General features: G+C 47.8%; 22 protein-coding genes. 5 read left to right on the top strand and 17 right to left on the bottom strand.

Translation table 11 applies throughout. From position 1 onward, the window contains the following. Positions 1–21: 21 nt before the first annotated feature. The 10 genes from PsAD5_RS02785 to PsAD5_RS02740 all read right to left on the bottom strand — a co-directional run bounded on the left by PsAD5_RS02785 (position 22) and on the right by PsAD5_RS02740 (position 10,391). On the bottom strand, positions 22–810 hold the full coding sequence (locus PsAD5_RS02785; RefSeq protein ID WP_063291017.1) for a hypothetical protein: 789 nt from the start codon (positions 808–810) through the stop codon (positions 22–24). A 107-nt stretch (positions 811–917) separates the two neighbouring features. After that, positions 918–1,289 (bottom strand): sulfatase-like hydrolase/transferase, encoded by a 372-nt coding sequence (locus PsAD5_RS02780; RefSeq protein WP_063291016.1) that lies wholly within the window; start codon positions 1,287–1,289, stop codon positions 918–920. Between the two features lie 494 nt (positions 1,290–1,783). After that, positions 1,784–2,926 carry a D-alanine--D-alanine ligase gene (locus PsAD5_RS02770; RefSeq protein WP_193778128.1) on the bottom strand — a complete coding sequence of 381 codons (1,143 nt, stop codon included), beginning with the start codon at positions 2,924–2,926 and terminating at the stop codon, positions 1,784–1,786. Positions 2,927–3,190: 264 nt separating this feature from the next. Continuing rightward, the gene (locus tag PsAD5_RS02765; RefSeq protein WP_063291013.1) at positions 3,191–3,400 is read right to left on the bottom strand and encodes a cold-shock protein; all 210 of its coding nucleotides are present in this window, start codon (positions 3,398–3,400) and stop codon (positions 3,191–3,193) included. A 288-nt stretch (positions 3,401–3,688) separates the two neighbouring features. Further along, entirely contained in the window at positions 3,689–3,871 is a 183-nt protein-coding gene (locus PsAD5_RS27775; RefSeq protein ID WP_152986764.1) for a hypothetical protein, read from the bottom strand. A gap of 58 nt (positions 3,872–3,929) precedes the next feature. Beyond that, entirely contained in the window at positions 3,930–4,139 is a 210-nt protein-coding gene (locus tag PsAD5_RS02760; protein WP_057464243.1) for a cold-shock protein, read from the bottom strand. 759 nt (positions 4,140–4,898) lie between these two features. Beyond that, on the bottom strand, positions 4,899–6,182 hold the full coding sequence (locus PsAD5_RS02755; RefSeq protein ID WP_057464244.1) for an amino acid permease: 1,284 nt from the start codon (positions 6,180–6,182) through the stop codon (positions 4,899–4,901). A 212-nt stretch (positions 6,183–6,394) separates the two neighbouring features. Next, positions 6,395–7,771: a tyrosine phenol-lyase gene (locus PsAD5_RS02750; protein WP_063291012.1), complete on the bottom strand. Its 1,377-nt coding sequence runs from the start codon at positions 7,769–7,771 to the stop codon at positions 6,395–6,397. A gap of 1,306 nt (positions 7,772–9,077) precedes the next feature. Further along, on the bottom strand, positions 9,078–9,350 hold the full coding sequence (locus tag PsAD5_RS02745; RefSeq protein ID WP_057463957.1) for a hypothetical protein: 273 nt from the start codon (positions 9,348–9,350) through the stop codon (positions 9,078–9,080). A 501-nt stretch (positions 9,351–9,851) separates the two neighbouring features. After that, entirely contained in the window at positions 9,852–10,391 is a 540-nt protein-coding gene (locus tag PsAD5_RS02740) for a hypothetical protein (protein WP_063291011.1), read from the bottom strand. 455 nt (positions 10,392–10,846) lie between these two features. Between PsAD5_RS02740 and PsAD5_RS02735 the strand changes: the two genes are divergently transcribed. The 5 genes from PsAD5_RS02735 (at position 10,847) to PsAD5_RS02710 (ending at position 14,710) form a co-directional block, all read left to right on the top strand. Continuing rightward, positions 10,847–11,695 carry a DUF4238 domain-containing protein gene (locus PsAD5_RS02735; protein WP_063291010.1) on the top strand — a complete coding sequence of 283 codons (849 nt, stop codon included), beginning with the start codon at positions 10,847–10,849 and terminating at the stop codon, positions 11,693–11,695. 344 nt (positions 11,696–12,039) lie between these two features. Beyond that, entirely contained in the window at positions 12,040–12,327 is a 288-nt protein-coding gene (locus PsAD5_RS02730; RefSeq protein WP_063291009.1) for a GIY-YIG nuclease family protein, read from the top strand. 355 nt (positions 12,328–12,682) lie between these two features. After that, positions 12,683–13,081, top strand: coding sequence for a hypothetical protein (locus PsAD5_RS02725; protein ID WP_063291033.1), 399 nt, complete (start codon positions 12,683–12,685; stop codon positions 13,079–13,081). Between the two features lie 504 nt (positions 13,082–13,585). Beyond that, complete coding sequence (bamE, locus tag PsAD5_RS02715; RefSeq protein ID WP_244271719.1) at positions 13,586–13,975, top strand: outer membrane protein assembly factor BamE domain-containing protein; 390 nt, start codon at positions 13,586–13,588, stop codon at positions 13,973–13,975. 297 nt (positions 13,976–14,272) lie between these two features. Then, entirely contained in the window at positions 14,273–14,710 is a 438-nt protein-coding gene (locus PsAD5_RS02710) for a DUF134 domain-containing protein (RefSeq protein WP_063291007.1), read from the top strand. A gap of 197 nt (positions 14,711–14,907) precedes the next feature. Here the strand turns inward: PsAD5_RS02710 and pheT are convergent, their stop codons facing one another. The 7 genes from pheT to PsAD5_RS02670 all read right to left on the bottom strand — a co-directional run bounded on the left by pheT (position 14,908) and on the right by PsAD5_RS02670 (position 25,307). Continuing rightward, positions 14,908–17,331 (bottom strand): phenylalanine--tRNA ligase subunit beta, encoded by a 2,424-nt coding sequence (gene pheT, locus PsAD5_RS02705; RefSeq protein ID WP_063291006.1) that lies wholly within the window; start codon positions 17,329–17,331, stop codon positions 14,908–14,910. Between the two features lie 28 nt (positions 17,332–17,359). Beyond that, a complete protein-coding gene (pheS, locus tag PsAD5_RS02700) occupies positions 17,360–18,442 on the bottom strand; it encodes a phenylalanine--tRNA ligase subunit alpha (protein WP_063291005.1) in 1,083 nt (360 codons plus the stop codon). Positions 18,443–19,172: 730 nt separating this feature from the next. Beyond that, positions 19,173–20,312, bottom strand: a complete 1,140-nt coding sequence (locus tag PsAD5_RS02690) for a hypothetical protein (RefSeq protein WP_153040687.1) — start codon at positions 20,310–20,312, stop codon at positions 19,173–19,175. 88 nt (positions 20,313–20,400) lie between these two features. Then, positions 20,401–21,450: an NAD-dependent epimerase/dehydratase family protein gene (locus PsAD5_RS02685; protein WP_063291002.1), complete on the bottom strand. Its 1,050-nt coding sequence runs from the start codon at positions 21,448–21,450 to the stop codon at positions 20,401–20,403. Positions 21,451–21,578: 128 nt separating this feature from the next. Beyond that, positions 21,579–22,892, bottom strand: coding sequence for a hypothetical protein (locus PsAD5_RS02680; RefSeq protein ID WP_153041329.1), 1,314 nt, complete (start codon positions 22,890–22,892; stop codon positions 21,579–21,581). Positions 22,893–22,977: 85 nt separating this feature from the next. Then, the gene (locus PsAD5_RS02675) at positions 22,978–24,015 is read right to left on the bottom strand and encodes a polysaccharide pyruvyl transferase family protein (protein WP_063291000.1); all 1,038 of its coding nucleotides are present in this window, start codon (positions 24,013–24,015) and stop codon (positions 22,978–22,980) included. Continuing rightward, on the bottom strand, positions 24,012–25,307 hold the full coding sequence (locus PsAD5_RS02670) for a CDP-glycerol glycerophosphotransferase family protein (RefSeq protein ID WP_063290999.1): 1,296 nt from the start codon (positions 25,305–25,307) through the stop codon (positions 24,012–24,014). The genes PsAD5_RS02675 and PsAD5_RS02670 overlap by 4 nt, the downstream gene beginning before the upstream one ends. Between the last annotated feature and the right edge of the window lie 55 nt (positions 25,308–25,362).

Here is a 25,362-nt window from a genome sequence, read left to right as displayed (position 1 = left end):
CCAGCCTGATGCACTTGCTGCCTATTTAAAAACGCAGCGGTTGATGGCCGGATCCTTACCGTCCAACTTTTTCGAGAGCAATTTAGCTACTCCCAGAGGCGCACCTACCATAAGCTCAGTGCCAGTGGAATTGACTGATTTGACTGAACAAAGCTTGTCGTGGAACGACTTATCGCAGCACGTGCCATCGGTGTTGCGATCGCCGGGTGCGCATAACCAGGGGCCAGCCATCTGAAAGCCTGCAGATGGGCTGGGCACTGCGGGACAGGAACAGATGATCTCGTCTTCCTTGACCGCTCCGATGCCGGGGAAGTCTTTCCCCTGCGTGCTGTTAAAACAGAAGCCGCCATCACATTGAGCAGAGTAGCCAGCGGGTGCGCTCTCGGTGTTAGGGCAGCTGTACGTCGCCATGGGTGGCCCCAGCTTTTCCGTATCGGGATCGTAATCGGTTTCCATCTGGCGCGGTGTGGCATAGGTGCTTACCGTGAAACCGTTATCAATGCCGGCCTTTAACAGATCACAGACATCCTTTTTCTCGTCACCCTCTTTATAATGAAACGGGAGAGAAATGCTCTGTTCGTTCATCACATCGCATTTGCAGTAGGCGACAGTGTCGACTGTCCAGCATTTGGCTGTGGCGCACAGAGCGAATGTGTTGGGATCATCCTGAGATACCGGGCATTCCTTGAAAAGACTTAGGTCTGTGCTCGCATCTGTGCCGGTTTCAGCGTTGGCTGCACCTATACTGAGCAGCGGGAACGCGAGTACGAGCCATAGCGTTGCTAATCGTGAAGCTGATTTCAGCGGCATTTGTTATCTCCTTTTTGCGCTGAACGGTTGCCGTCTTTTGGGCTAACAGTCAGGGATGCTTATCTGCTTGCTTATGGTGTCGCGATGTCGCGGTGTCAGAGTGTCCATCAGCGCCGCAAAGGTGCGGGGCTGAAACTGTCTTCATTGTTCAATGTATGGGGAAGCAGACGTTTCTTCAGGCGCTGTTCAACCGGCACCTGTTCCAGTGCGTGACGGATGTCATTACCAATACCCGGCGTTTGGCTGACACCGGGTAATGATGGGTACTGGCCAGTGTAAATGCTGGTTCGGCGGGGAGCACAGGCTGTGGTTGCAGTGTGGTGGTTGAGAAACTCCAACCCGTGTTGGCGCATTTTTCCAAGCGCAACACTATTCTGCAACCGGTACTGCTTAGCACTGTCATTTTCATAGACCGGCGGAAAGCGCTCATCATCCGTCGTGATAATCAAAAAATTGAGCGGCTCGCCGTTAATTTTCATGCTGTGTCCTTATCGTTTTTGTTCGTTTTGGACATCGTTCGCTGGAATGTATGTACTCAAGTAAATCTGAGTGACCGACGCAGATATAAAGCTGAAGAGCTCTGAGAAGCGGGTGGGAAAGTTGTATGACAGAAACATGAATCACAACATAAAGTTGTTACGTGTTTTCATCTTGAAATATTGGGGGAGATATTTGCGTGAGGAGCGGTTGGAACAGCGTGATAGTCAGTTAGCCTACCCGACTTTCTTTCTAAAACAAAGCACTCCCTGCGAGAGTGATAATTGAACCTTATCTGGGTCTAATTCGGCAACACGTAAAGAGTAGGAAGTAGGCTTTACTGAGAAATAACCTACTTCACCTCAGGCCAAGAACTACCTAAATCAATTCGCAATTAAGTTGAAACACATGAACTGCTTTAGCCTTTGTTTTTGCGTATCTTTATCCGAAGGCCGATTTCCACCTTTCGGAGATACGCTGTAGCAAACGATTGTAATTAGCCCACTTGCTGTAATGTGTTGATGCGATTGAGGCCGAGTTCAACGATCTTCAAGGCAACCTCAGAATGCGTCATCGCTGACGGCCTGTTCGTCTTCGATTTTGACCCAGTTTGTAATGAACAAGCCCTCGGGAAGTAACTTGAATCGGGCGTCATACCCGGCACTAGGTTTGCTTCAAGAAAATTGGGGTTTCCTTCTGCATCAAGCTTGATGTCAATCCGACCAAAACTCTTAACTCCTAATGCCGTAAAAGCACTGCCTGCAAGCTCGGAAACAGCGCTCAAAGTGGGTTCGGTAATAGTTCTGAGTAACTCATGATTTTGCTGCTTTGCAGCACATCCCAATATTCGATCACCCTTTTCATTCTTGGGAACTATGATTTCTACAGGCATAATAGATCTTGAATTGGTTTCCGGGTCGTCAAAGATTGCAACGGTAAACTCTCGTCCCGGTAGCACCTCCTCGACCAGAACATCTGCGCCATAGCTTTCGAAAAGTTCTTTGACTTTACTTTGATAACTTTCGAAGTCGCGAACTATCGAGTTTTCATCAATTCCATTTCCATTAGCAGCATCTATTGGTTTAACGAAAAGAGGAAGAAAAAGAGGGAGTTTGTCTTCTGTTTCGAACTGGCCAGGGCAGGCTTGGAAAAACTTTGCAGTAGCAATACCGTGGTTTTGTATAGCCGTCTTAGCCTTTCCTTTATTGGAATCGAACTCCAGGCTGTTACGATCAGATCCGGTAAAAGCAATTGCATGCTTAGAAAAGTAATCTGAAAACCAAGTTTTTGTATTATTACTTACATCCAGGAAGTATTTACTGCAAAGGACAACAAGATCTGGTCTAGACGTAACAATATCATTCAAACTGGATATCGAAGAAATCTCGTGAAACGTAACTGTTTGATATTTTTCTTTTAGAGCATCGTAAAAGAAGCGACATGTCTCAATCGATCCAAATCCGGTTTCTTTCAAATCATGTGTATTGGTCGCTACAACTGCAATGTGGCTCTTCAATTTTGAGGAGTGTTCCTGCAAATCTTGCCGATGGTTATTGTTTGCAATTGGATTGGGAAACTGGAGAGGACCAATTAATTCTGCGGTTAAGCCAATTTTAGCAAGATCAGTTCGTTCTGTCATTGGACCATTCTTTCGTTGCTCAGTCATCAGTTGACAAGCAAATTGCCGGCCCTTTGTTTAGAGCACGGGAAGTGGCGAGGATAATTGACCGGTAAAACGTGGATTTAACTCACACAGTGCCGGGTGAGGATGGCTGTATTCACGGCACTAAGATCTTGTAGGAATAGGGGGAGCAGCTGTGAGGTAGTGTATATGACCAGCTGCAAGTCTGATAAACACCACTGTCATGAGTAAGAAAGTTACGTGTCTAGGGACCGTCTTTTGTTAGGCAACTTCGATATTGTTGACTTCTATTTTCCCGTTTGCAGGATTTGTAAGCGTATCGAAACGTACTTTTTGGCGTTCAGCCAATTTCTTAATACCAGCACGATTTAAGGACGCACGAAGGACGCGAAACTGTGAATTTGTACCTTCCTCCTGAATGTAGCCAAAGCCTTGCTCAGAATTGAAGAATTTCACGGAACCATTGATCATTTAGGATACAATCTGTGATGACCAAAAACGCTTTAGTACTTATGTACAGTCGCTTGGCCAGAGAATACTACTTCCCCAAAAGCAATATTCCATTATGTACATATTGCACATCTTATCGCACTGGTTCAATCAATTTAAATTTTAATACGGATTTATTTGGCTAGTATAAGTAAATCTTAGAGAAAGATAGTTTCTTGAACTTTATATCTACTAGATCAAAGAATAGATCTTAGCCCAAGATATTTAGCGATATCTTGTGCACTCGCTGATTGCCAATCACTTGGTAGACTATTTTATCAAAGGGCGAGGCTTTTTATCGGTAGCTTCTTTAGCAAGACGGAGTTCTTTTAGGCGAGACGTTTTTTCACTTAATTGCAGAGCCCGTTCCTCTTCATCGGTGAGTTCTTTTTTTTTGTTTTTTTCAATCGCAGCAAATCGATCTTTTGCACATGACATTGAAATATTAGGCATATTTTGGTTCCTTCTATAAGGACTAGGGCTACGCAACAGGCGCAGCCCTGATCTTTTATTAGTCAACCAGCTGCAAATTCACAGCTGAAGCTTTGCCATCGCGGCCGCTTTCTAGTTCATAAGCAACTTTTTGACCTTCTTCGAGACCCATAAGTCCTGCCCGCTCAACAGCAGAAATATGAACAAATGCATCCTTTCCGCCATCTTCAGGAGAAATAAAGCCGAAACCTTTTGTGGAATTGAAGAATTTTACAGTGCCGTGTGTCATGGTTGATACCTTGTAACTTTACCCGGGCTAAGCGGGCGTATTTCCCATGTTCGATATGTACATGGGGTGCAACATTCTCAAAATCAGGGGGAACCTAGCAAACCGGCAAGCCGGAAGAAAAGATAGCCAATGATGGCTGTAAACGCGCTTTGTTTATGTAGTTATTCTCAGCTCTCTTTTCAAGAGGCTATGTAAGATATGCTAAACAATCTACAATTCTTGCTACTCTGATCGGTCCTGAAAGCAAGAAAAACTCGTTCTCCTTCAACCCTACACCATGATCATTTAGTGCTTCGACTGCGTGAATATTTATTTTCGAAGAAAATACCGGAGGCGTGTATTTTATAATATTGAGGTAGTACGATCTCAAGCCTTGATTGACGCTATCGAATGTCCACTCTGGCCCGACACTCCAGCTCTGACCTTGTTATTGGCGCGGTACTTTGCAAATGCAACAATGGACAGCTACCCCGCCTGAATTGCCGATCTGATATTTGGCACTCGGTGTTGCTTTGCGTTTTTGGTGAGAGGTTGCCTGAGGGCAAACAGTCGTCCTCTTAGAGCGCGGTTTTACTTTCGACTACACCTGATCAGTCATTGTTGGAATAGACAAAACTTGCCGCAGCGGGAAGGGCTGCGGCAAGTCTTTTGCTGACATTTGAGGGTCAGTTGGTTTGATTGCGGGGGCTTGTGGTTTGCCTCGCAATCAGGTTTTGCCCCGACTGAATAGTCGTCTTTATTGCTTTCTCTTCAAACGGATTAGCCGAAGATTGGCAGGTTACCGGTCAGTTCGAATGCAGTGATGATGAACACCAGGATACCGAAACCGAATACCATTGCCTGACGGGCGTTGCCGCCTGGGACCTGGTACATGTCCGGGTTCCGCTCACGACAGATGCGAACCATTACGATTGGCGCCAGCAAGGAGAAGATCACCAGAACCACACCAGCATAACCGATTGCTGCGATGAACCCGTGTGGGTACAGGATAGCAAGGATGATGGTTGGTACAAAAGCGATGCCTACAGTCTTTGCTTTGCCAGCAACGGTAGCTGTATCGAACTTGAACAAGTCGGAGATGTAATCATACAGGCTGAGAGAGACACCCAGGAAGGATGTTGCAACAGCCATGTTGCCAAAGATCTGCAGGATTACAGAGATGTTTTCACTGATACCAGACTTACTCAGAGCACCGATGATGTTACCGATGTTGCCACCTTCAGCGATGATCGCAGGGAAGTCATCACGGGAGATGTTTCCGAATACTGCAAACATCCAGAGGAAGTAGAAGAAGCCTGCAAGGAAAATCGCGATCAGCAGCGCTTTGCTTGTCCGCTTCGCATCCAGACCCAGGTAGTTGGTTACAGTTGGAACTGTAATCTGAAGACCAAAACTCGCCACCAAGAAGGAGATGGTGTAGAACGCATATGGCATGCGATCGCCGAGAGAGATCTCTGGGAACAGGTTCGTTGTAGATGAGTTGCCGATCAATGAACTCAAGCTGATCATGAACGTGATGATCATGCCGCCGATGAGAACAGTGTTCACACGGTCAACAGCTCGGGTCCCCATCATCACAATCGATAGTAGCACGACTGCGAAGATCAAACTCGCCACCCCTGATGACATGTTGACGTCACCAAAAATCGACAGCGAGTATGTGATGATCGAACTACCACCTGAGATGTAGGCGTAGGTGAGAACGTAGCACAGGAAGGCAACGGACAGACCGTTGACCACACGGCCCACGTTACCAATGGTGCCCTTGGCAAGGCTGTCGTAGTTGGACCCTTCAGGGAAATGAAGCGTGATTTCCATGATGTACAACGATGCAGTGTGCATGATGTAACCAACAACGATCATCAGAACCAGACAAACAGAGAACCATACGCCACTGTTTGCAACAGGGAGCGAGAACATGCCCGCGCCGACGGCGGTGCCAGCAGCGATCACACTGGCGCCTAAGATTGTGCCCTGGCTTTTCTTGGTAGATTTTGGTTCAACTGTCTCTGCAGTAGGAACCTGCTCAGAAGCAATGGTCATGTTGAGCCTCCCAACTCCGGCATTTGCCGTGACCAATTGAGAAAACACCTGCCGATTTTGTAAGTGCCCCGTGGCAGAGCTTTCCCGAAAAGCGCACATAGACTTACGATGGGTAAGATTTGTGCTTTGATAACAACAGAGGAGAGCACACGGGCTCTCCTCCAATGCAGTTTAGTCTTTGACTATTGCTAGTCACTTCAATGGCTTAGTTCTTAGATTTCTTCGAAACGGCCAGTGAAGAAGCGAAGTACCTTAGGTTCGAATACGAACTCGAGACCCTTGATGCTTTCGCGGTTTTTGTAGAGCTCGATGATCGCATCTGCGACGTAATCCATGTGTGCGTATGTGTATACGCGACGTGGGATAGTCAGACGAACTGTTTCGAGCTTAGGAACGTGGTTCTCACCGGTCTTAACGTCGCGGCCTGCGGATACGATGCCGCGTTCCATGGTGCGTACACCGGAGGTGCGGTAGATCGCTGCGGCAAGTGCCTGTGCAGGGAGCTGCTGCTGGTCAAGGTGTGGCAGGAATGCGCGTGCATCGAGGAAGATTGCGTGACCGCCGTAAGGTTTAACCATTGGCACGCCAGCAGCTTCCAGACGTTCGCCGAGGTAGCGGATCTGGTTTACGCGGTGTGAGATGTAGTCGTATTCAACGGATTCCTTGATGCCGATTGCCATTGCTTCCATGTCGCGGCCTGCGAGACCACCGTAGGAAGGCATGCCTTCGAACTGAACAACCATACCTTTTGCTTCAGCAAACAGGTCGTCGTCGTTCATGCAGAGGAAACCGCCGTTGTTTGTCAGGCAGTCTTTTTTGCCGGACATGGTGCAGCCGTCGCCGTAGGAGAACATTTCAAGGAGGATTGCCTTGATTGTCTTGTCTTCGAAGCCAGCTTCACGGTCTTTGATGAAGAACGCGTTTTCTACACAACGGGTTGCATCGTACATCACTTTGATGCCGTGCTTGTGGCAGAGTTCGCTTACTGCTTTGATGTTGCCCATGGAAACAGGCTGACCACCAGCCAGGTTCACGGTTACAGCAAGACAGATGTAAGGGATCTTTTCGCCACCAACTTCGTCGATGAGCTTCTGCAGTTTTGCAAGGTCCACGTTGCCTTTGAATGGCACGTCAGCCAGGTCAGGGTTGTGGGCTTCGTCGCAGATTACGTCAACAAATGTTGCACCGTTACGTTCCTGGTGGAAACGTGTTGTGGTGAAGTACATGTTGCCTGGAACGTAGTCGCCTGGCTTGATTGTGAGCGTGGACAGGATGTTTTCTGCGCCGCGGCCCTGGTGAGTAGGGATGAGGTGTTTGAAGCCGAAGTGCTCTTTAACAACTTCTTCAAGGTGGTAGAAGTTTTCGGAGCCAGCGTAAGCTTCGTCACCAACCATCAGGCCAGCCCACTGCTTGTCGGACATCGCGGATGTACCGGAGTCGGTCAGCAGATCGATGTAGCAATCTTTGGACTTCAGCAGGAATGTGTTGAAGCCAGCTTCCTGGATTGCCGCTTCGCGACGCTCGTCAGAAATGAAGTACATTGGTTCAACAGATTTAATCTTGAACGGCTCTGGCATAAACTTAGTCATAAGAACGTCCTCTTACTTGCTTCTTTACCAATAGGGCGGAGGGACCATGTCTCTCCGAATTCTCAAGGAGTGAAGAAATTATCGATTTCGAAGTTTATTTACTTACGAATCGAAAACAATTTCGCTTCCCAATCTTCGTATTCATTAATTATCCAAATATTCGATCATCACAATAAGTAACAATATGGATATGTGAATAAATAATCGTTTATATATACAGATCACAGACACATGTACCTTTATGCAATACACAAGGCGCTGATTTTTACATGAGTATTACTTGATCATGCAGAGTTATTGCCTGCATAATCTTGGCTGTGCTGTGATCTGTATATTTCCCCGCTGCAAGTCTCAGGCATGGCGGTGCCGTTCTTCTGCCCCAAGCGCGCTCAACACTTGGGAGACAGGAGCAAAGACAAACGTCATTATCTGAAGCAATCACGACACACCTGCAGCGCAAACCGGAGGTGCCGATGGTATTGCCAATATCAAAGCACAGTTCTTCTGCTGCGTAGGGGATGCAGTGTTGGAATGAGTGCCTAATATTACTTGTTTTGGGGGTGTTGCATGTTTGGCTGGCCTCTACACTCTGCATCTTTGGTGGACTATAGGAGGCAGGAGGCTAGCTTACATGCGGCCGTGCAGCAGGAGCGACTCCACTGCAGGCGGAGGTCGTCAGACGAGATGCAGATTATTGGCCATGGAAACATCTTCGATGTGCCAAGGCAGCTTATCTCTCTTTAAGATATTCAAATACAGCTGATACCAGCGCATTTTCCTAGTCCCAATGTAACTTCAAGACCTAATTGATTACACACAACGGAGTTTGGGCGAATTGGCCTGAAAGTCAAAAGGAAAAACTACTTAGAGACAGTGGCTTGACGGGGGTGCCTTGCCGCGGCGCGACACAACTGCCGTTACAAGCTCCCTGAAATACCAAGGGTTTTTGGGTTTTACGGGGTGTATATCACCCGGTTTGGCCGGCTTCACGATTCGTCAAAACATCCTATTTATTCCACAATAAACTTATATATTAGCAACTCCTGCCATTATTTTTTGATTGATTAGCATGAATCACTTTCACGCTCAGAGAGCCTAATTGCGCTGCGTTTGATCAGATTGGAGTGCATCCCCTGCCCTTTGGGATGCTGGCCTGCGGGCGCTTGTTGCCCGGCCGCAGACCAGCAGGGTGCTCATTTGCGGGGTTGTGCCTTTCACCTGAGGTTGGAGGCCTTGGTGTGGAGGCTTCCCTGTGGCAGTGAACACGGGGTGCGTGTGACACCGCCCGAGCACCTGTCACAGTGCGTTAATCCAGAGACACAACATTGGTGTTGACCGGCTGCGGAAGGGCGACCCGCTCCAATAATCCGCAGGACTTTTTCAGTGCCTCCAGGCGGTCACATAAAGCGTGGTGCAAAGTGAGCAAAGCATCCCGCTCGCAACTGTTCTTCACGCGCTCGCTGAGTACAAGCTGTTGCATGTACGCGAGGTTCTGAAGATCAGAGACGACGATCTGGACTTCGTCAATTTCATTTTGAAGAGTGTTTGTGGCGCTGCATGCGCATGCGGAGTCGACCATATTCAATCCCTCTGTTTAGGGTGTTGAAGGCCGCACGACAAAGAGCTTTTGGGACTCGCTGGCGAGCGGGAGGCCAAAAACCTGCAAACAGACAGGCGGGTTTATTCCCCTCCGAAGAAGGTATTGTATTCACCGCCCTCCCGCTCATAACGAAGGGTTTGCGCACTTTTGGAAAAAAGGCACAAAAAATCCGCTAGTTAACGGGAGCGGGTACCGCTGTTTGGAGAGGTTTTGGGCCTCACCCAAGAGCATGCAACCAGATGCATGCGGTGTCAATGGCCAACGTTTACAAGCATGCGTTGTGTGACGGAGGGGAGACGGTGGGAGGCGAGCCACTTGCCGTCATCCCGCACTAGATGCGGGACCCAGCTGGATGTTCCCAACTTCCAAGAACGAGGTGTTGTTGCACCTCCAGTTCGACCGCTCTGCCTTTTCGCTCTGGGTCCCGCATCGCGCTGCGCTTGTCCGGGATGACGGCGGTGGGGGAAGTGCAGTGACGGTTTAGGTAGAGCGCTTGCGTGGTTGTAGCGACTGTGGATCCAGCTCACCCAAAGCCATCCGGGCATTCACCGTTTGCGCTCCAGCACCAGCTGCGAGCCAAGGCTTTGCTGCGTCCATAGAAAACCGAGGGCGGCGCGCGCCTGCTGTGGATTGCTCAACTTGCTGTTCAAGCGATTTTGCCAGTTCAGTTACCCGATAGAGGCCTTGCACTGCAGGTTGTGGAATCTTGCGCTTTTGCAAGGCTTGCCGTTGCACACTGAGTTTTTTAGCAACATCAGCCAGACTCACCAGATCAGGCCGCACTTCTCTCAAAGTACTTCCTTTTGGAAGATGCGGGAGAATGGAGCGTGCGGCCTCCAAAATGACCTGATCAGGTTGTTCACCTTCAACCTCCAGCGCAACGGCGAGCAGGCCCGCTTGCCCTGTTCCGACAACAGCATCATCAAAACCCACCGCATAGACAGCATCAGCTAGCTCAAACACGTCATGCTCCCCTTCCCCCAGAGCAAACACGAGATCGAATTCAAACAGGTTCGACATCCTCAGCCTCCTTCTGGTTCAGGTAAATGCAGCTCAGTGCCTTCTTCTTGAGTTTGGCTGCATGCGTTGACGGATTTTGTGGTGTTGAACTGATCGACATTTGACAGAACTCACCGCAGCGGCATTGCTCATCATTAAAGGGGCACAACAGCAACCCCCAAGCATGGCCTTTGCCATTGCGAAGCCTAACCGTCCATCCAAGCTCTTCCAGCTCGCAAAGGACCGCCTCAACCTCCTTCTTGGCATGCCGCCTTCTCCCCAAAAGCCTAGTCCCTCGTCGGTTAAGTTGTCAATCGACAACTTTGTATCGCTACCCAGTCGATCTTGCTGGGTACATTTGTCAGAGAGTAGGGTGCGCGATGGTGTTGGGGTAGCTATGGGATTTTGTGGAGAGTGTGTTTCAGGTTACGATCGCAAATAAGTAAGCCAAAGAATTCAATGAGATTTCAGTTTAAATGTCAGACCCAATACGTCACCATTACATGCCTCGCTTTATTCTCGGTAAGTTCGTTAATAGCTCAGATTTGCTTTGGGTACGAAGGCAGGGGAAAATTTTTCAAACAGGGATCAATAATGTCTTTGTAAAAAAAGAGCTCAACACATTCATCGATAAAAAAGGAAACAAAGAAAGGGAGCTAGAAAAGAAATACTCACAAATTGAATCTGATACAGCACCCATTACCAAGAAGATAATCGAGTTTACAGAAAAAAATATTTATCCGAATATCTCTGAAAATGAGAAATACACTTGGAATGTTTTCTTTTTCCACCAGCATAGTCGAGCTCCAGATTCATTTCTAAAACTTGGCATCAATTCTGACTTCGACGAAGTATGGGCGCGAGAAACAGAAAATTTTGAAAAATATGCAGGGCAAAATAATATAAGAGTCGATCCAGAAGAGCTAAAGCGAGTAAAAGACCCCGCAAACTTTGGCAAATTTAAACAAAATACTAGCGTTCTAGCACGAAAAAATCTCGGGCACGAAGTACTTCAAATACTTGACCGCCGTGGTCTTGCATATGGGATAATTCGAAATCAATCTGACGAGTTTATAATTGGTGACCATCCATTTGTTAGACTTCAAGGAACAGGAAATTTAAAGAATCCAGCAACGGAACTTTGGTTTCCAATATCCCCAAAAGTTGCGATCTCACCTTACGGTAAGAACTTAGACAGAAAACTTATCGAGCTAACGTCCTCACAGGTTCACTTAATTAACTCTACCATTTTTGAGCAGAGCAACATTATAGCCAGCAAGCAAAGATCAATCATCGAGGGCTTACTGCCTCAAACATCACCCTGAACGCGATGCAGCCCCCTGCTGTGCACTCACAGATTTCAGGCGAGGGAGTTGTTGCATCCTTAAACGCAACCTCTTTGCCTTCTCGCTCTGGGTCCCGCATCGCGCTGCGCTTGTGCGGGATGACGGTGGAGGGAAGCGCTGTGAGTGCAAGGGGATGGTGAGGGATCGGCAAGGCGTGAGATTCAGCTGGAGAGTATGTGAAACGGCTGCAGCAGCGATTGAGGCGAGAGCCCCAAAGGACGTCATCCCGCACTTGATGCGGGACCCAGCTGGAAATTACCTCTGATAACGAGCTGGCTATTTCATGATGTTGCGACCGCACTTGCTTCAGCGCAGAGTGAGGTATGGCCTATTACGTGTACATGACAGCCAGCAAGAGAAACGGGACCCTATACACTGGCGTGACCAATGACTTGGCGCGGCGGGTTCATGAGCATCGGGAGAAAGTGGCGGTGTCGTTTACGGCTCAGTATGACGTGTCGCGGTTGGTTTACTTCGAAGAATTTGAGCGAGTTGGGGATGCAATTGCTCGAGAGAAGAAACTGAAGCGCTGGCGGCGGGCGTGGAAGCTTGATTTGATTGAGGGTGTTAATCCGACCTGGCGGGACTTGTATCTGGAGTTGGTTCGATAGACTTCTGGGCTTGGCTCTAGGTCCCGCATCAAGTGCGGGATGACGAGAGGGAGGTGTGTGGGATGACGGTGATGGGGGTTTGCCGCGGGATGTACTCCAGCTTCCAATAGGGCCAAGTTAAGGACGAGTGTTGTGAGTGGCAATGGCTTGATGGAGCGGGCGGAAAGTGGCGAAAAACTATCGATGATCGGCAGAATACTTGGCATTAAGTTTTACTGGCTCATTGATTAAAAATATTGGCATGTGCCCTGCATATCTGCTAGTGAAATTCCCATTATAAATTGCGGTTTCCGGTTTGTGTTGGGGCCGTTTTGGAATACAGGCTAGCCTGAGGCCAAGCCTGATGGGGACTATTTTGCGTTTCACTAAAATCATCATTTCCGTTGCGCTTGCAGCGGGTCTTGCTGCTTGTGCTTCTGCAGGCAACGAAAACCTTCGTCATGAAACTTCTGCCAGCCTTTCTACCAAGCTGACCAAGGGCAAAACCACCAAGGCGCAGGTGCGCGCTCTGCTTGGTGACCCTGATAGCCTGGACTTTAGCGACAGCGGTAATGAGATCTGGAAGTACCAGCACATTCGCGCCAACGTGAAAGCTGAAAACTTCATTCCTGTTGTTGGCCTGCTGGCTGGTGGCCAGGACCTGAACAAGAAAGAACTGGCTCTGTTCTTCAGCAACCGTGGCGTTTTGAAAAACTACTCCATGCTGGAAACCAAGAGTGAAGTTCGCACTGGTTTGATCAACTCCAACCTTTAAAGGTTGCGGGGATAGATTGGGTTTTGGGCGGTGTGCTTGATGCGCTGCCCAGAGCTTTTTGCTTGGGACTTATTCTCCTTTTTTACCGTAGATTTCGGGTTTAGTGGTGCGCTCAGGTTCGTTGATCTCCCGAATTTCATAGGAACGCAGAAAAACACAAAGTTGCGCATAGCAACGCAAAATGATGTTTACCGGGTTATGCCCGTTGGTGCGCGCGGGCGTGTGGCGGTTTCTTCCACATGAAGTGTGCAGGCTTTTTTGCCGGCTTTGGTGTTTGGCGCACACTGAGGCGCCCTCTAGCGCTTTGATTTAATTTTGCAATTTCCTCTTTCTATTGCCCCCTGACAGTTCTTACACGAGTCTTATCTCAGGTTTACAGGGCTGCGCTCTGGCGGCACGCTCGGCTAAGAGAACGAAGTTCTATTCCCAGTTAAGAAGAACTCGCTGTGCGTTGCATTTACGGAGCAACGCAAAACAACGCAAAGGGGCATAGATTTGCGAATTGTGCACGTTATCCTCGCTCTGGGGCTTGGGCTGGTTGTGGCTGGCTGCGCTTCTGTTGGCAATGAGAGCCTTCGGCATTTGACGCGTGAAGGGCTGGAAAGCCAGTTGGAGAACGGCAAGACAACCAAGGAAGATGTGCGCGTTGCGTTGGGTGATCCGAACACCACTGATTTTACCGATAGCGGCAATGAGATTTGGAAATACAGACATGTACGGACGCAGGCGAAGGTTGAGAACTTCATTCCTGTGGTTGATTTGCTTGCCAGCGGGCAGGATGTGACCACCAAGGAAGTGGCCCTGTTTTTTGATCAGGACGGTTTGCTGAGGAACTACTCCATGATTGAGGTGGAGGACGAGGTTCGCACCGGACTTATCACCGCGAACATGTAGCATAGAATTTTAGATGGGTTGGCGCGCTCGGGGTGGAAGCTTCGGGCGGTTTTGCTGTTTATGCCCCTGTGTGCTGCTGGTTATGCCCGTTGTGGTGAGGTGGCATTATGAGCATATGTTCTTTTCCTAGCTTGTCAGTGACTGATAAGAGGCGCAATATAATGAACATATGCTCATTAGGGCTGGCCGCGTTCTCTTTTCCTCACGCCCCCTGCTCTAGGTTTATGTTGCTGTGCGTCTCCCCTGCCTAAATCACTGATGGTTCTTATGGGAGAGGCTGTGAAAGGAGTGTTTGTTATGCCACGTCCAAGAAAACCACGCCGAATTCATGGAACTGCAGGAGTGCGCTTTTTCAAGCCGCAGGGCGTGCCGCTGCGCACGCTTCAGGCGGCGGTTTTATCGCAGGACGGGATGGAGGCGTTGCGTCTGGCCGATGCGGAAGGGCTGGAACATACGGCTGCAGCTGATCTGATGGGGATTTCACGGCCTACGTTCTCCCGCCTTGTCTCCCACGCCCGCACGGTGGTTGCGACGGCGCTGACGGAGGGGCTTGCGCTGAAGATTGAGGGTGGTGCCGTTGCGGCGGACGACTCCTGCCTGCCCGAAGCGGAGTTGAGTGACGAGGACTGCCAGCGTATGCAGCGGCGTCGGCGGCGCGGGTTCTGCGGGCGGGCGAGTGTGATCTCTGAGCCTGTGCAGCTGGATGAGGCGGACGGGCACGAGGGTGCGGTTTAGGCCGGCGCTGGGTGGTTGTGGTTTGTGGTGCTGGGGCTGGGCTGGGCTGTGCTTGACGGGCTGGATATCCCCGTGGGCGGGTGAGGTTATGCCCCTGCTGACGGGTCGAACTTCGCCGATTTCGCATTAAAAAACGCGGATTCCGAAATTTTCCGGAATCCGCGTTTTTGTGTTTCGTCAGCGCTGTTCAGCGGGAGTTATCCGCGCAGGGTACCGCCGGTAGCCTTTTGAACGGACGCAACAATTTTGTTTGAGACCGCCTCGATATCCTCATCGGTGAGGGTCTTCTTGGTCGGCTGCAGGGTTACATCAATCGCGAGAGAGCGCTGGCCTTCCGGCACGCCCTGCCCTTCGTAGATATCGAAGAGATTCACGTTTGTGATCAACGCCTTATCCGCGCCTTTTGCGGCCTTCAACAGCTTCTCAACCGGGATAGAGCTGTCTACCAGGAACGCAAAGTCCCGTTTTACCGGCATAAGATCCGCAGCATTCAACGCACCCTTGGATTTGGTCGCTTTCTTCTTCGGCTGAGGAACAGCGTCGATGAAGACTTCGAACGCCACGAGCGGGCCTTCAATGTCCAATGCTTCCAAGGTCTTAGGGTGGATCTCACCGAAGTACGCCAGGGTGTTTTTCGGGCCCATTTTGAGGGCGCCGGAGCGGCCTGGGTGGTAGTAATCCGGAGCGTCGGTGAAGACCATCAGGTTGTTTACCTGCGCACCAATGGACTGCAGTACCGCACCCGCATCGGCCTTCGCGTCGAAAACATCAATGTTTTCAGCGTTTCCGGACCAGTGGCGACCAGAACCGGTTGGTTTGGCGGTACCGCGGCGGATGCCGGCGATGACTATCTTCTGCCCTTTTTCGCTATCGATTTCAAAGACTTGGCCAACTTCGAAGAGAGCAACGTCGGCGTAGCCGCGGTCTGCGTTGCGCTGTGCTGCGGTGAGCAGGCCAGGCAGCAGGGACGGACGCATGTCGGACATGTCTGCTGATATCGGATTTGCCAATGATAGCAGTGGGTTACCACCGCCGAAGTGCTCTGCGTGGGCTTTTGGAATGAAGGACCACAGAACGGCCTCGTCCATGCCGCGTGTTGCGAGTGCGCGGCGGGCATTAGAGCGGCGGATCTGGCTAACAGTCAGAACCTTCTGGGAGATTGGCTCCATGCGCGGCAGGGTAGCAGTTGGTACTTTGTCGATGCCGACAATGCGCATAACCTCTTCTACCAAATCAGCTTTTCCATGGATGTCCGGACGCCAGCTTGGGGGAGAAACCTTGACCACATCGCCATTGCCAGCGACCCAGAAGCCGAGCAGGGAGAGGATAGCTTTGATCTCACTGTGGGATACTTCCAGACCGGAGAGGCGTTTGACTTCGCTGAGTGGGAAGTCGATGATGCGCTCTTCCTGTGGCACTTCTCCTACAACGTGCGCGTCGGAAGCTTCGCCGCCGCCACACAGGTCCATGACCAATTTTGTAGCAACTTCAAGGCCTTCCACCATGTACGCCGGGTCCACACCACGCTCAAAACGGTAGCGGGCGTCGGTAGATACTCCCAGTTTACGACCTGTGCGGGCGATGTTGAGCGGATCCCAGAGTGCGCTTTCAATCACCACGTTTGTGGCATTTTCGTCGCAACCTGTTGATTCTCCACCCATAATTCCGCCGAGGGATTCCAGACCGTTGTCATCAGCAATGACAACGACGGTTTCGTCAACGGCATAAGTTTTTCCGTCGAGGCCAACAAGTTCTTCACCTGCTTTACCGTGACGAACGGTCAGGTTGCCGGAAACCTTATCTGCATCAAAGACATGCAGCGGGCGGCCCTGATCGAAGGTCATGTAGTTGGTGATGTCCACGAGGGCATTAATCGGGCGTAGACCGATAGCAACCAGACGCTTCTGCATCCATTTAGGAGACGGGCCGTTTTTGATGCCACGGACCACACGGTAGCCGAATGCAGGGCAGTGTTCCGGGCTATCCCCTAGATTTAAAAGGATTTTTAGGTCGTTTGCGTTGCTATGTGCGTTCACTTGCGTTTTTTGCGGGGTTTTTAGCGTTCCTAAGCCGGAAGCAGCCAAATCACGCGCAATTCCAAACACGCTTGCACAGTCGGAGCGGTTTGGGGTCAGGCCGATTTCGATGACCGGATCGTCCAGACCAGCATATGCAACAAACGGAGTGCCAACTGGTGCGTCTTCCGGCAGGTCGATGACACCGTCGTGTTCGTCGGATAACTCCAGCTCGCGCTCGGAGGCCATCATGCCGTGGCTTTCCACGTCGCGGATTTTACCAACGGACAATGTTACGTCGAGGCCGGGGATGTAATCACCCGGTTTTGCGAAGACGCCAATCAGGCCTTTGCGGGCGTTTGGTGCACCGCAGACAACCTGCAGGGGCTCACCTTCGCCGGTGTCCACTTTCAGCACGCGCAGACGATCTGCATTCGGATGCTGCTCGGCTTCCAGAACGCGGGCAATTTTGAACGTGCCAAGGCGATCAGCTGGATTGGAGATTTCTTCCACTTCCAGCCCGATCAGCGTCAGGCGCTCTACAATTTCATCAAGGCTTGCATCGGTCTCAAGATGGTCCTTGAGCCAGGAAAGGGTGAATTTCATTTTATTAGCTCTTTACGTTTGGACCAAATTACTTGGAAAGACCGGAGACCAGCGCTGGCATATCCAGCGGACGGAAGCCGTAGTGCTTGAGCCAGCGGACGTCTGCATCAAAGAAGGCGCGCAGATCGTTCATGCCGTATTTCAGCATGGCCAGACGGTCGATGCCGATGCCCCATGCAAAGCCCTGGTACACATCCGGGTCAAGACCACAGTTGCGCAGAACGTTGGAGTGCACCATGCCGCAGCCGAGGATTTCCATCCAGTCGTTGCCAGTCCCGATTTTCACTTCAGCGCCGGAGCGGTCGCACTTCACGTCAACTTCCATGGATGGCTCGGTGAACGGGAAGAAGCTTGGGCGGAAGCGCAGCTCTACATCATCCACTTCGAAGAAGGCTTTGAGGAACTCTTCCAATGTGCCCTTCAGGTGGCCAATATGCGTGGTCTTGTCGATCACGAGGCCTTCCAGCTGGTGGAACATTGGTGTGTGGGTCTGGTCGCTGTCACAACGGTATGTGCGGCCCGGCATGATCAGGCGCAGCGGTGGCTCCTGAGATTTCATTGCGCGGATCTGCACTGGGGATGTGTGCGTACGAAGCAACATGCGCTCGCCCTCTTCCTTCTCGTTGAAGAAGAAGGTGTCGTGCATTTCGCGGGCCGGGTGGCCTTCCGGGAAGTTGAGCGCGGTGAAGTTCAGCTCATCAGTCTCGATGTCCGGGCCTTCAGCAACGGAGAAGCCCATGTCAGCGAAGATGGCGATCAGCTCGTCAGTCACCTGAGAAATCGGGTGAATGCGGCCTTCTTCTGCCGGAGTGGTGCGCAGTGGCTGGCTCACATCAACGGTTTCAGAGGCGAGGCGCGCGTTGAGTGCCTCAACCTTCAACACGTCTTTACGAGCGGTGATAGCCTCACCAACGCGGTTTTTCAGGCCGTTGAGCGCAGGACCCATTTCCTTGCGCTCTTCCGGGCTCATTTTGCCAAGCGTTTTCATTTTTTCAGAAACGCTGCCCTTTTTGCCAAGGGCGGCAACGCGCACGTCTTCCAGTGCGGCTTCGGAGTCAGCACCGGCAATCGCGGTGTTAATCTCGGCTTCGAGTGTTTCGAGGTCGGACATAATCCCTCAAGGGTTTGGATGTGCCAGCAGCTGATTGGGACCTGAGTCCCAGCCGGGCAAATAAAATTCGTGGAGGTCTTTTAGCGAATGCTGGCAGCGCAATAAAGGGGCTGATTGAGTTTCAGCCTCTTAGATTTCCTCAATACTCCCGTTTTTCAGCGGAAACTTCAGGATTTGCGATGAAAACACCCGCTGGGGCTGCTCGTGGAATGGCACGCCCTGCCCCGCTGCCTAAACGCTCTTGCCTGAATGAAGACGCACAAACAGGCGAGCACAAGGGCTCTGCGGTGCGGTTCTCACTCTTGCATAGCGAGCCTCAAGCCAAGCACATAAATCGCCCACACGCCGGACCATCATGGACACGGGTGGTGATTTTTTCGGCGATGTGCATGCGCAACGGCATTGGGAATCCTTTGAGGATTGGTGGTGGTGTGCGGAGGGTAGCGGAAATGGCGGAGGATGGGAAGGGGAGCCAGATTGGGATCGTTCAAGAAATGCGTTGTTGGATCTTCACGCTAGTAACAATTACAAGGTACATTATGAACTGAACGCCTAACAGCTATCGAAATGGTACGGCCCGCTTCAACATTAATAAAGACGAGGTACGCCAGTCCCAAAATGAAATAAAATATAAATACTAGAACCAAACCAGCTCCTCTCATGAGAGAGAACAACGCTTTTCTAAATGAAAGAATTGAGAATTCACAAAACTGTAGCTATACAATAGCTACTATATAGCTTTACCTAGCATACCAAATCCCGATAATACATGCCTTAACTTAGCATTACCATCTTCGCGAAAATAGCTAATAAACTCACCTTGAAACGTCTGTACAGTCTGCAACTTTGCATATTCAGAGCATTCTTGCATTGAACTCCACCTATCTAGTTGAATTACTGCGGATCCCTTTAATTCTAGATATGCCTTTGGAGCAAAAATATCGCTTTTGTCTGTAGTGAGTATTATCGAAGGTATGCCTAATTTTGCAGCCATTGTCTCGGCTGCGGAAACATCAACAAGAGCATAGCAAAAATTTAAACTCTTCTCTTCAACAGCCATTTTGCGAACTCCTAAAAGAGCTCGCTGCCATACTGAAAGCGTTTCAAAACCTTTTTTGCCTACGACGATCTGCACGTTTTCCCGCTTGAGTTGCTTCAATAGAGAAAAATACGCATCTTTATACTTTGAATTTCTACTGCCAATATTAGGATGCGGCCTGAAAAATATAAAATTGGCATTATTTATTTTCAAAGATTCAATTAAAAATTCCAGTAATCGTGGAAAACACAATGTCGAAGAGTTTTCCGATTCAGTCCCACCTTCCCAAGTAGGCATATATAATAATCCACGCGCCTCAGAATTTAACTTATTCTCTCCAATCACTCTCAAATCATCAAAATCGATATTTGCAACTCCAGAGCTCCCAATGTCCAAAACTCGCTGTGCAGCGGTTTCTTGATTCATAACTCCATATTGTTGTAATCTATGGCTTGCAAATGGGCCAGCCACTAACAAATAATCATAAACACGGTACATCGGATGCAAAGAAGCTCGCTTATTACTCTCACCGTGTCCCAAAAAAAAATGATTTACATTTCTATTTTTCAGGAGTCTAATATTTTCTACTGAGTTAAAAAAATAGAATACATTACCGCACTGAGAAGAAACACAGTTCTCCCTAGTTCTAATTACAAACCGAATTTTATATTTATACTTAAGCCAGGCCCGAATATTACTCAAAAAACTACGAAAGCGAAATCTTATTATTACTTCAATATCTTCAGGCGAAAATAAACCATTTTCAAAAGCAAAAGTGTATTGGCTTGCGCTCGACTTTCCTTTTGAATCTATAAAGAAATAATTCTGCAAAGCTAAGCAAACCTTCTATACACATTTAAAAGAGGACTTTAAGGTCCCCTTTTATCAACTCTGCGATCTTGATCGCAAGCTTTGTTCTTTATGCACTAAGTTTATAATGTGAGTAAACTCGACCCAAACCATCCTCCAGAGAAACACTAAAATCCCAACCTAAATCCATAATTTTATTTGACAATAAAATACCAGTATCATGTTTTAGATATAGAGATGACTTCTCCGGAGTTATCTTCCGCGTCACCTCAGCATCAGGACTATTGTCAGCAGCAATCTTAGCGATGTCATATACCGAGTATATCTCTTTATGATTGGAGATATTGTAACACCCGTCTTCTCCACGTATCAGACTTACAAGCAGCCCAGCCACAACATCAGCAACGTATGTCGGGGAAATCTGATGCGTACCATCAGATTTAAGATTGATATCATCATTACTTACCATGGCACCAATGATATCGCTCAAAACCCGACCATCGTTTAGCTTGATGCCGGGACCATAAGTGTGGGAAATTCTAACTACACGATATGGATTTCCAAACTGCATCCCATAGGAGGCTACCATATTCTCACCGAGCCGCTTACTTTCCGGATAAGCAGAACGTATTTCTAGAGGATCGAGTACACCGTAGTCGGTTTCGCTGACATACTTCTTAGTCAGGTCCACTTTCTTACCATAGATTTCCCGAGTAGAAAAAAAGACAAAGTTACCTGTTTTTTCCTTCAGCAACTTTAGTAAGTCATTCGTGTACTGTACATTAGTTTCAATAACATTCAGCGGACGCTTAGCCAATTCTACAGGATTTGTTGAACTTGCCGTATGGAAGATAAGATCATAGGGGCCAGAAATATTTTCTTTTCCGTATTCAACAACTTCTATTCCAGAACATTCGAAATAACCGGAAAATAACTTCATGGCCGCCGTGATATCTCGACTAGAACAATACAGAGAAATACCCAAGTTATGTTTTTCATTAAGGTACTTCATCGCTGCAACTATGTAAAAACCAATCAGTCCTGTAGATCCAGTTACCAGTATTTTCGCGTCTGATAAAAAGAGCAGCTCATTAGCATCAATTTTGCTACCGAACTCAAAAATATCCTGCTTTATTACTTCCGCCTTGGAACTAAACATGCAATTCTCACATTCTACTTCATTTGAATTGGCAAACCGTCATTTCAGCTTGCTATAATTACTCTAAACGCTGATCTTAATCAGCGTCTTCTTCTGACATCAAAAAGCCGAAGGCCAATGGGTTCTTATTATTTCATCTCATGAAGGTCCAGAGCCGCATACAGAAATGGCGTTGTCTGTTTTACAAATGAAGTAAATCTAACACGAGCAACTTCATAGTTAGATTTTCCAATAGTAAGTATGCGAGTACCATTTTTGCAAAAATGCCTGCCGTAACCAGCTGTTGCTAACTCCTCAAAAACAGGTGCAAGCTCCCTGTCTCTCTGCTTGGCTCTTAGGGAAATAAAAGCATGTTTCGCCTGCCCGCCCCAAACTACATGATAATACAGCCTACGATTCGAATTTCTTAAAGTAAACTTAGCAGCTTTCCCATCAAGGGCATCCCATGGAACAACTATCGGAAGTCGTATTTTCGAAAAGAAAACAGTCCAGACTTTCGAGTATAAAATCCTATCCTGTAAAGATAAACGCTCCGACTGCATTTCATGCACGATATTAAGTGCATCTGCTCTAGCATCTATAGAATATTCAAATTTGATAGCATTGAATATGAGCCTGAACTCTTGTACATTATCAAAGGCATGATGTGTGGAGTTAGCTCCATCGTTTCCAATTGACCGGCAATAGACACTAAAATTTCCATAATTATTTAATCCATAGCTTACAGGAGAAAGTCCCCAACTCTCCAGAAGTGGAACTAATTGATCTTCATAATCATTCTTTGACTTGGCGTTGATTTGGCTAAAAAAACGAGACCGATGATTTTGAGACAAGTGCTCTAAGCTTACTCTCTTCTCAAACTCTGGATTTGTTAAGTCAATTTGCTCCATCGCAAATCGCTTAGAATCTGGCCATCTGGCTACATAATATTGAGGGTTTCCAGCAAATCCGATTGCGCCAACTACAAAATCTGCCAACCAGAGCGCGGCAAAGCCTCCCGAAGAACTTCCGATAAAATGAGTATCTTCATTTGCGATTCCATATTTACTTTGAACCTTCCTGACAATTGCAGCAACAATCGGAAGTGCGTGTATCTTTTCAGAACCAAAATACCAACCCGCAGTAATGTTGGAAGAAATCGACTTTCGAGTGGGGTCTTCTATAAATAAACACACCCCGTTAAACCACGGGTACCAGCTAACTCTCTCAAAGCGCGTAGCATTTTCACCCTTCCTACTACGACCTGAACTTAAAAATACAAACAACTTACTTTCTCGAGAGCAAACACCAAAACACTCTATGGTTAATCCATCTTTACTCATGTTAATACGCTGTTTTGAGAGATCACCATTCCACAAATCTAAATCAAGACATTGAGGGGCGGCGGCTAAGAGATGTCGTCGAAGCTTAATAGCATGCGCTTTGGCTTCATCATATTTCATAGGAGAAATATCACCTAATGGCCAGTTTGTAACACCCCTCTGCCGCCCCAAAATTTCAGTTCCTCTTCAAACTTCCCTCAGGGAGCTATCGATCATTCTTGGTTTTTTTTAAGAAGGTCTTCTGGTACCACACCTTAAACAAATCATTACTCCGGCCCCACCACAAAGTTTTCTTCATAACACGCCTGTCATATTTTAGGTTTTGCGTAAGACGCATGAGAGCTTCGATATCATCAGTATATCCGTAGCATGGCGCCTCACCATCATGACCAGTGAATGCTTTTGTTCTCTTTATTAAATCTTCTCGAATTACCATATATTTATCTGAATTCGACGGAGGGTTATCTAGGTCGAAATCTGAAAAAATCTCTTCCTTCTTGTTCTCATGAGTTACATGCAAACAACCTTCATAACCAGAAAATCTCGATTGAATATTGTTATTGTCTTTTGCCAAATCCACCCTCAGAACTGGCGTTTCCAGGGCAAGACAAGGTAAAGCTGCATGTAATCTTGTTGTTACCACACAATGAGCTCTAGAAAGCAGATAAAGCACCGTTCTTGCCAAATCAAATCTTTGATTTTGAGTAAAAGACGGTGTCATTATAGCAGACATCCTAAAAACGCGTCTTTTCGTTGTCTGTCTAATCTTCTTAACAACAGCATCCGGTAGATCTATCGCAAGAATGAAGTCCCCGCGTGGAACATCAGGATTCCTCTTCAATGTTAAAGTAAGACAACCAGAGAAATATGCATCAATTCCTTTTGACTCCATATAATCTCGAGTGCTCAGATCGCGACAGCCAATTGGTCCCACTTTCTTCAAATAATCAATAGATTTTTTGTTAAGAGTGTCACGAAGCTCATCGCGAATGTACATTGAGATTGGCAACGGCGCGATAGAGTCACTAGGAGGAAAACTCTCTGGCTTCCACATCCACCAAGCATTCATAATTAACTTAGTATCGACCTTAGACTTAAAGGAAGCGGTTTGCTCGCGATGCACTAAAGTATCAATACTCGGCAAAAATCTCAGCGCAGCAATACTTTGAATCTCATCTCCAATATTCATTGAAGAGTAGCTCAGCAGCCCAAACTTGTGTTCGGAGTCATTTACAGTTTTCATTCAGCAACCTCAACATGCCCTTTTCCGGATTGCGCTTTGTTCTGCAGCAATTGAGCGCCTCCAGCCTTTTCTTTTCTGGCAATCTCAGAAGACGAAATCCCTTCCAGATCACTAATATTCTTATATTGCAGGCGTAATCGCGCGACACTTACACCTTTTGTAAGCGCCTTTATAATATCAGCCGCATTATCGGCAGCACGCCCATTTTCATACGATCCAGCTTGCTCTAAAAAACTATCCACTTGGCCGAGGAAACGCATTTCATCAAACTTTCTAATATTTTCGGTCAGAACGCTCGAGTCAAAGGACGTCGGAATAGGGGTTTCTAAAAAATCAAAATACAAAGTTCCTTGCAAACTTTCCCGCATCAGCTCTTCCAAATGAAAAAAGCACGGTCGTTTGGTAAGTAGAAAATCAAAAATACCACTAGAAAAGTCTGTAATCATCGCGTCCGAAGCAACTAAAAGCTCCTGCATATCTGAATGTTCGGATAGATCAACTACATTTTTGCCATTTAGACTTTTCAATGACAATCCATTTTTTAGGATCTTATTGCGTGTCCTCGGATGCAAACGCAAACCAAACACCCATTCCCCATTAAATCTATCTTGAAAGGCCCTCAATATGCTTTCAACATCAATCTTTTTAACGAAATCGACATCAAATTCGCTGTGAGTTGGAGCAAATAAGACTAGCTTCTTACCCTCGTAATCATATTTTTTACAAATTTCTTTTTTCAGAGAGAACTTCAATAAATCATCAAAAAACACATCACTTCGCGCATGGCCAATCTCGATAATTTGCTTCGACTTAAAACGAAAACCATTGGAAAACACTTTAGTCTCAAATACCGAGTTTGAGAGAAAAACATTTGTCCTCTTGGCTTCTCTTATAATTTTTTGCTTTCGTTTATTGCCTAAATCGAGGCCAACCTTCTTGATTCCAAATGATCCGTGTCCAGTTTGAATCCAGATTTGTCCTTTCTTTTTGGGCCAATCACTCATCGAATTCAATGTATTGAAAACAACCACCTTAGCTGAAGCTAGCGCAATACATTTCCCAACGAAACCGCCACCTCCATAAGTAATCCAGTCGCCATTATAGCCTTTGCGGTTGTTAGACAACAACCAAACAGTCTTCAAATCCGCATGCCTTGTAGACACTTTTCTTGCTATGTAACCTGGATTACATCCAACATCTAAACCATTAAAATGATCAAAAACGACTTTATTCTTATCGATCTTCACGCACGCAAAAATCAGCCGTTGCACCAACTTTAATGAGCTTGACACTAGAGACTTCTGAAAGCTACGATATTTTTTCTTCAACTTATTAAACAACTTACTT

The sequence above is a fragment of the Pseudovibrio sp. Ad5 genome, from assembly GCF_001623095.1.
In the GTDB taxonomy this organism is placed as follows: domain Bacteria; phylum Pseudomonadota; class Alphaproteobacteria; order Rhizobiales; family Stappiaceae; genus Pseudovibrio.
Note: the sequence above shows the minus strand (reverse complement) of the source record. Positions and strands in the feature narration are given on the sequence as shown.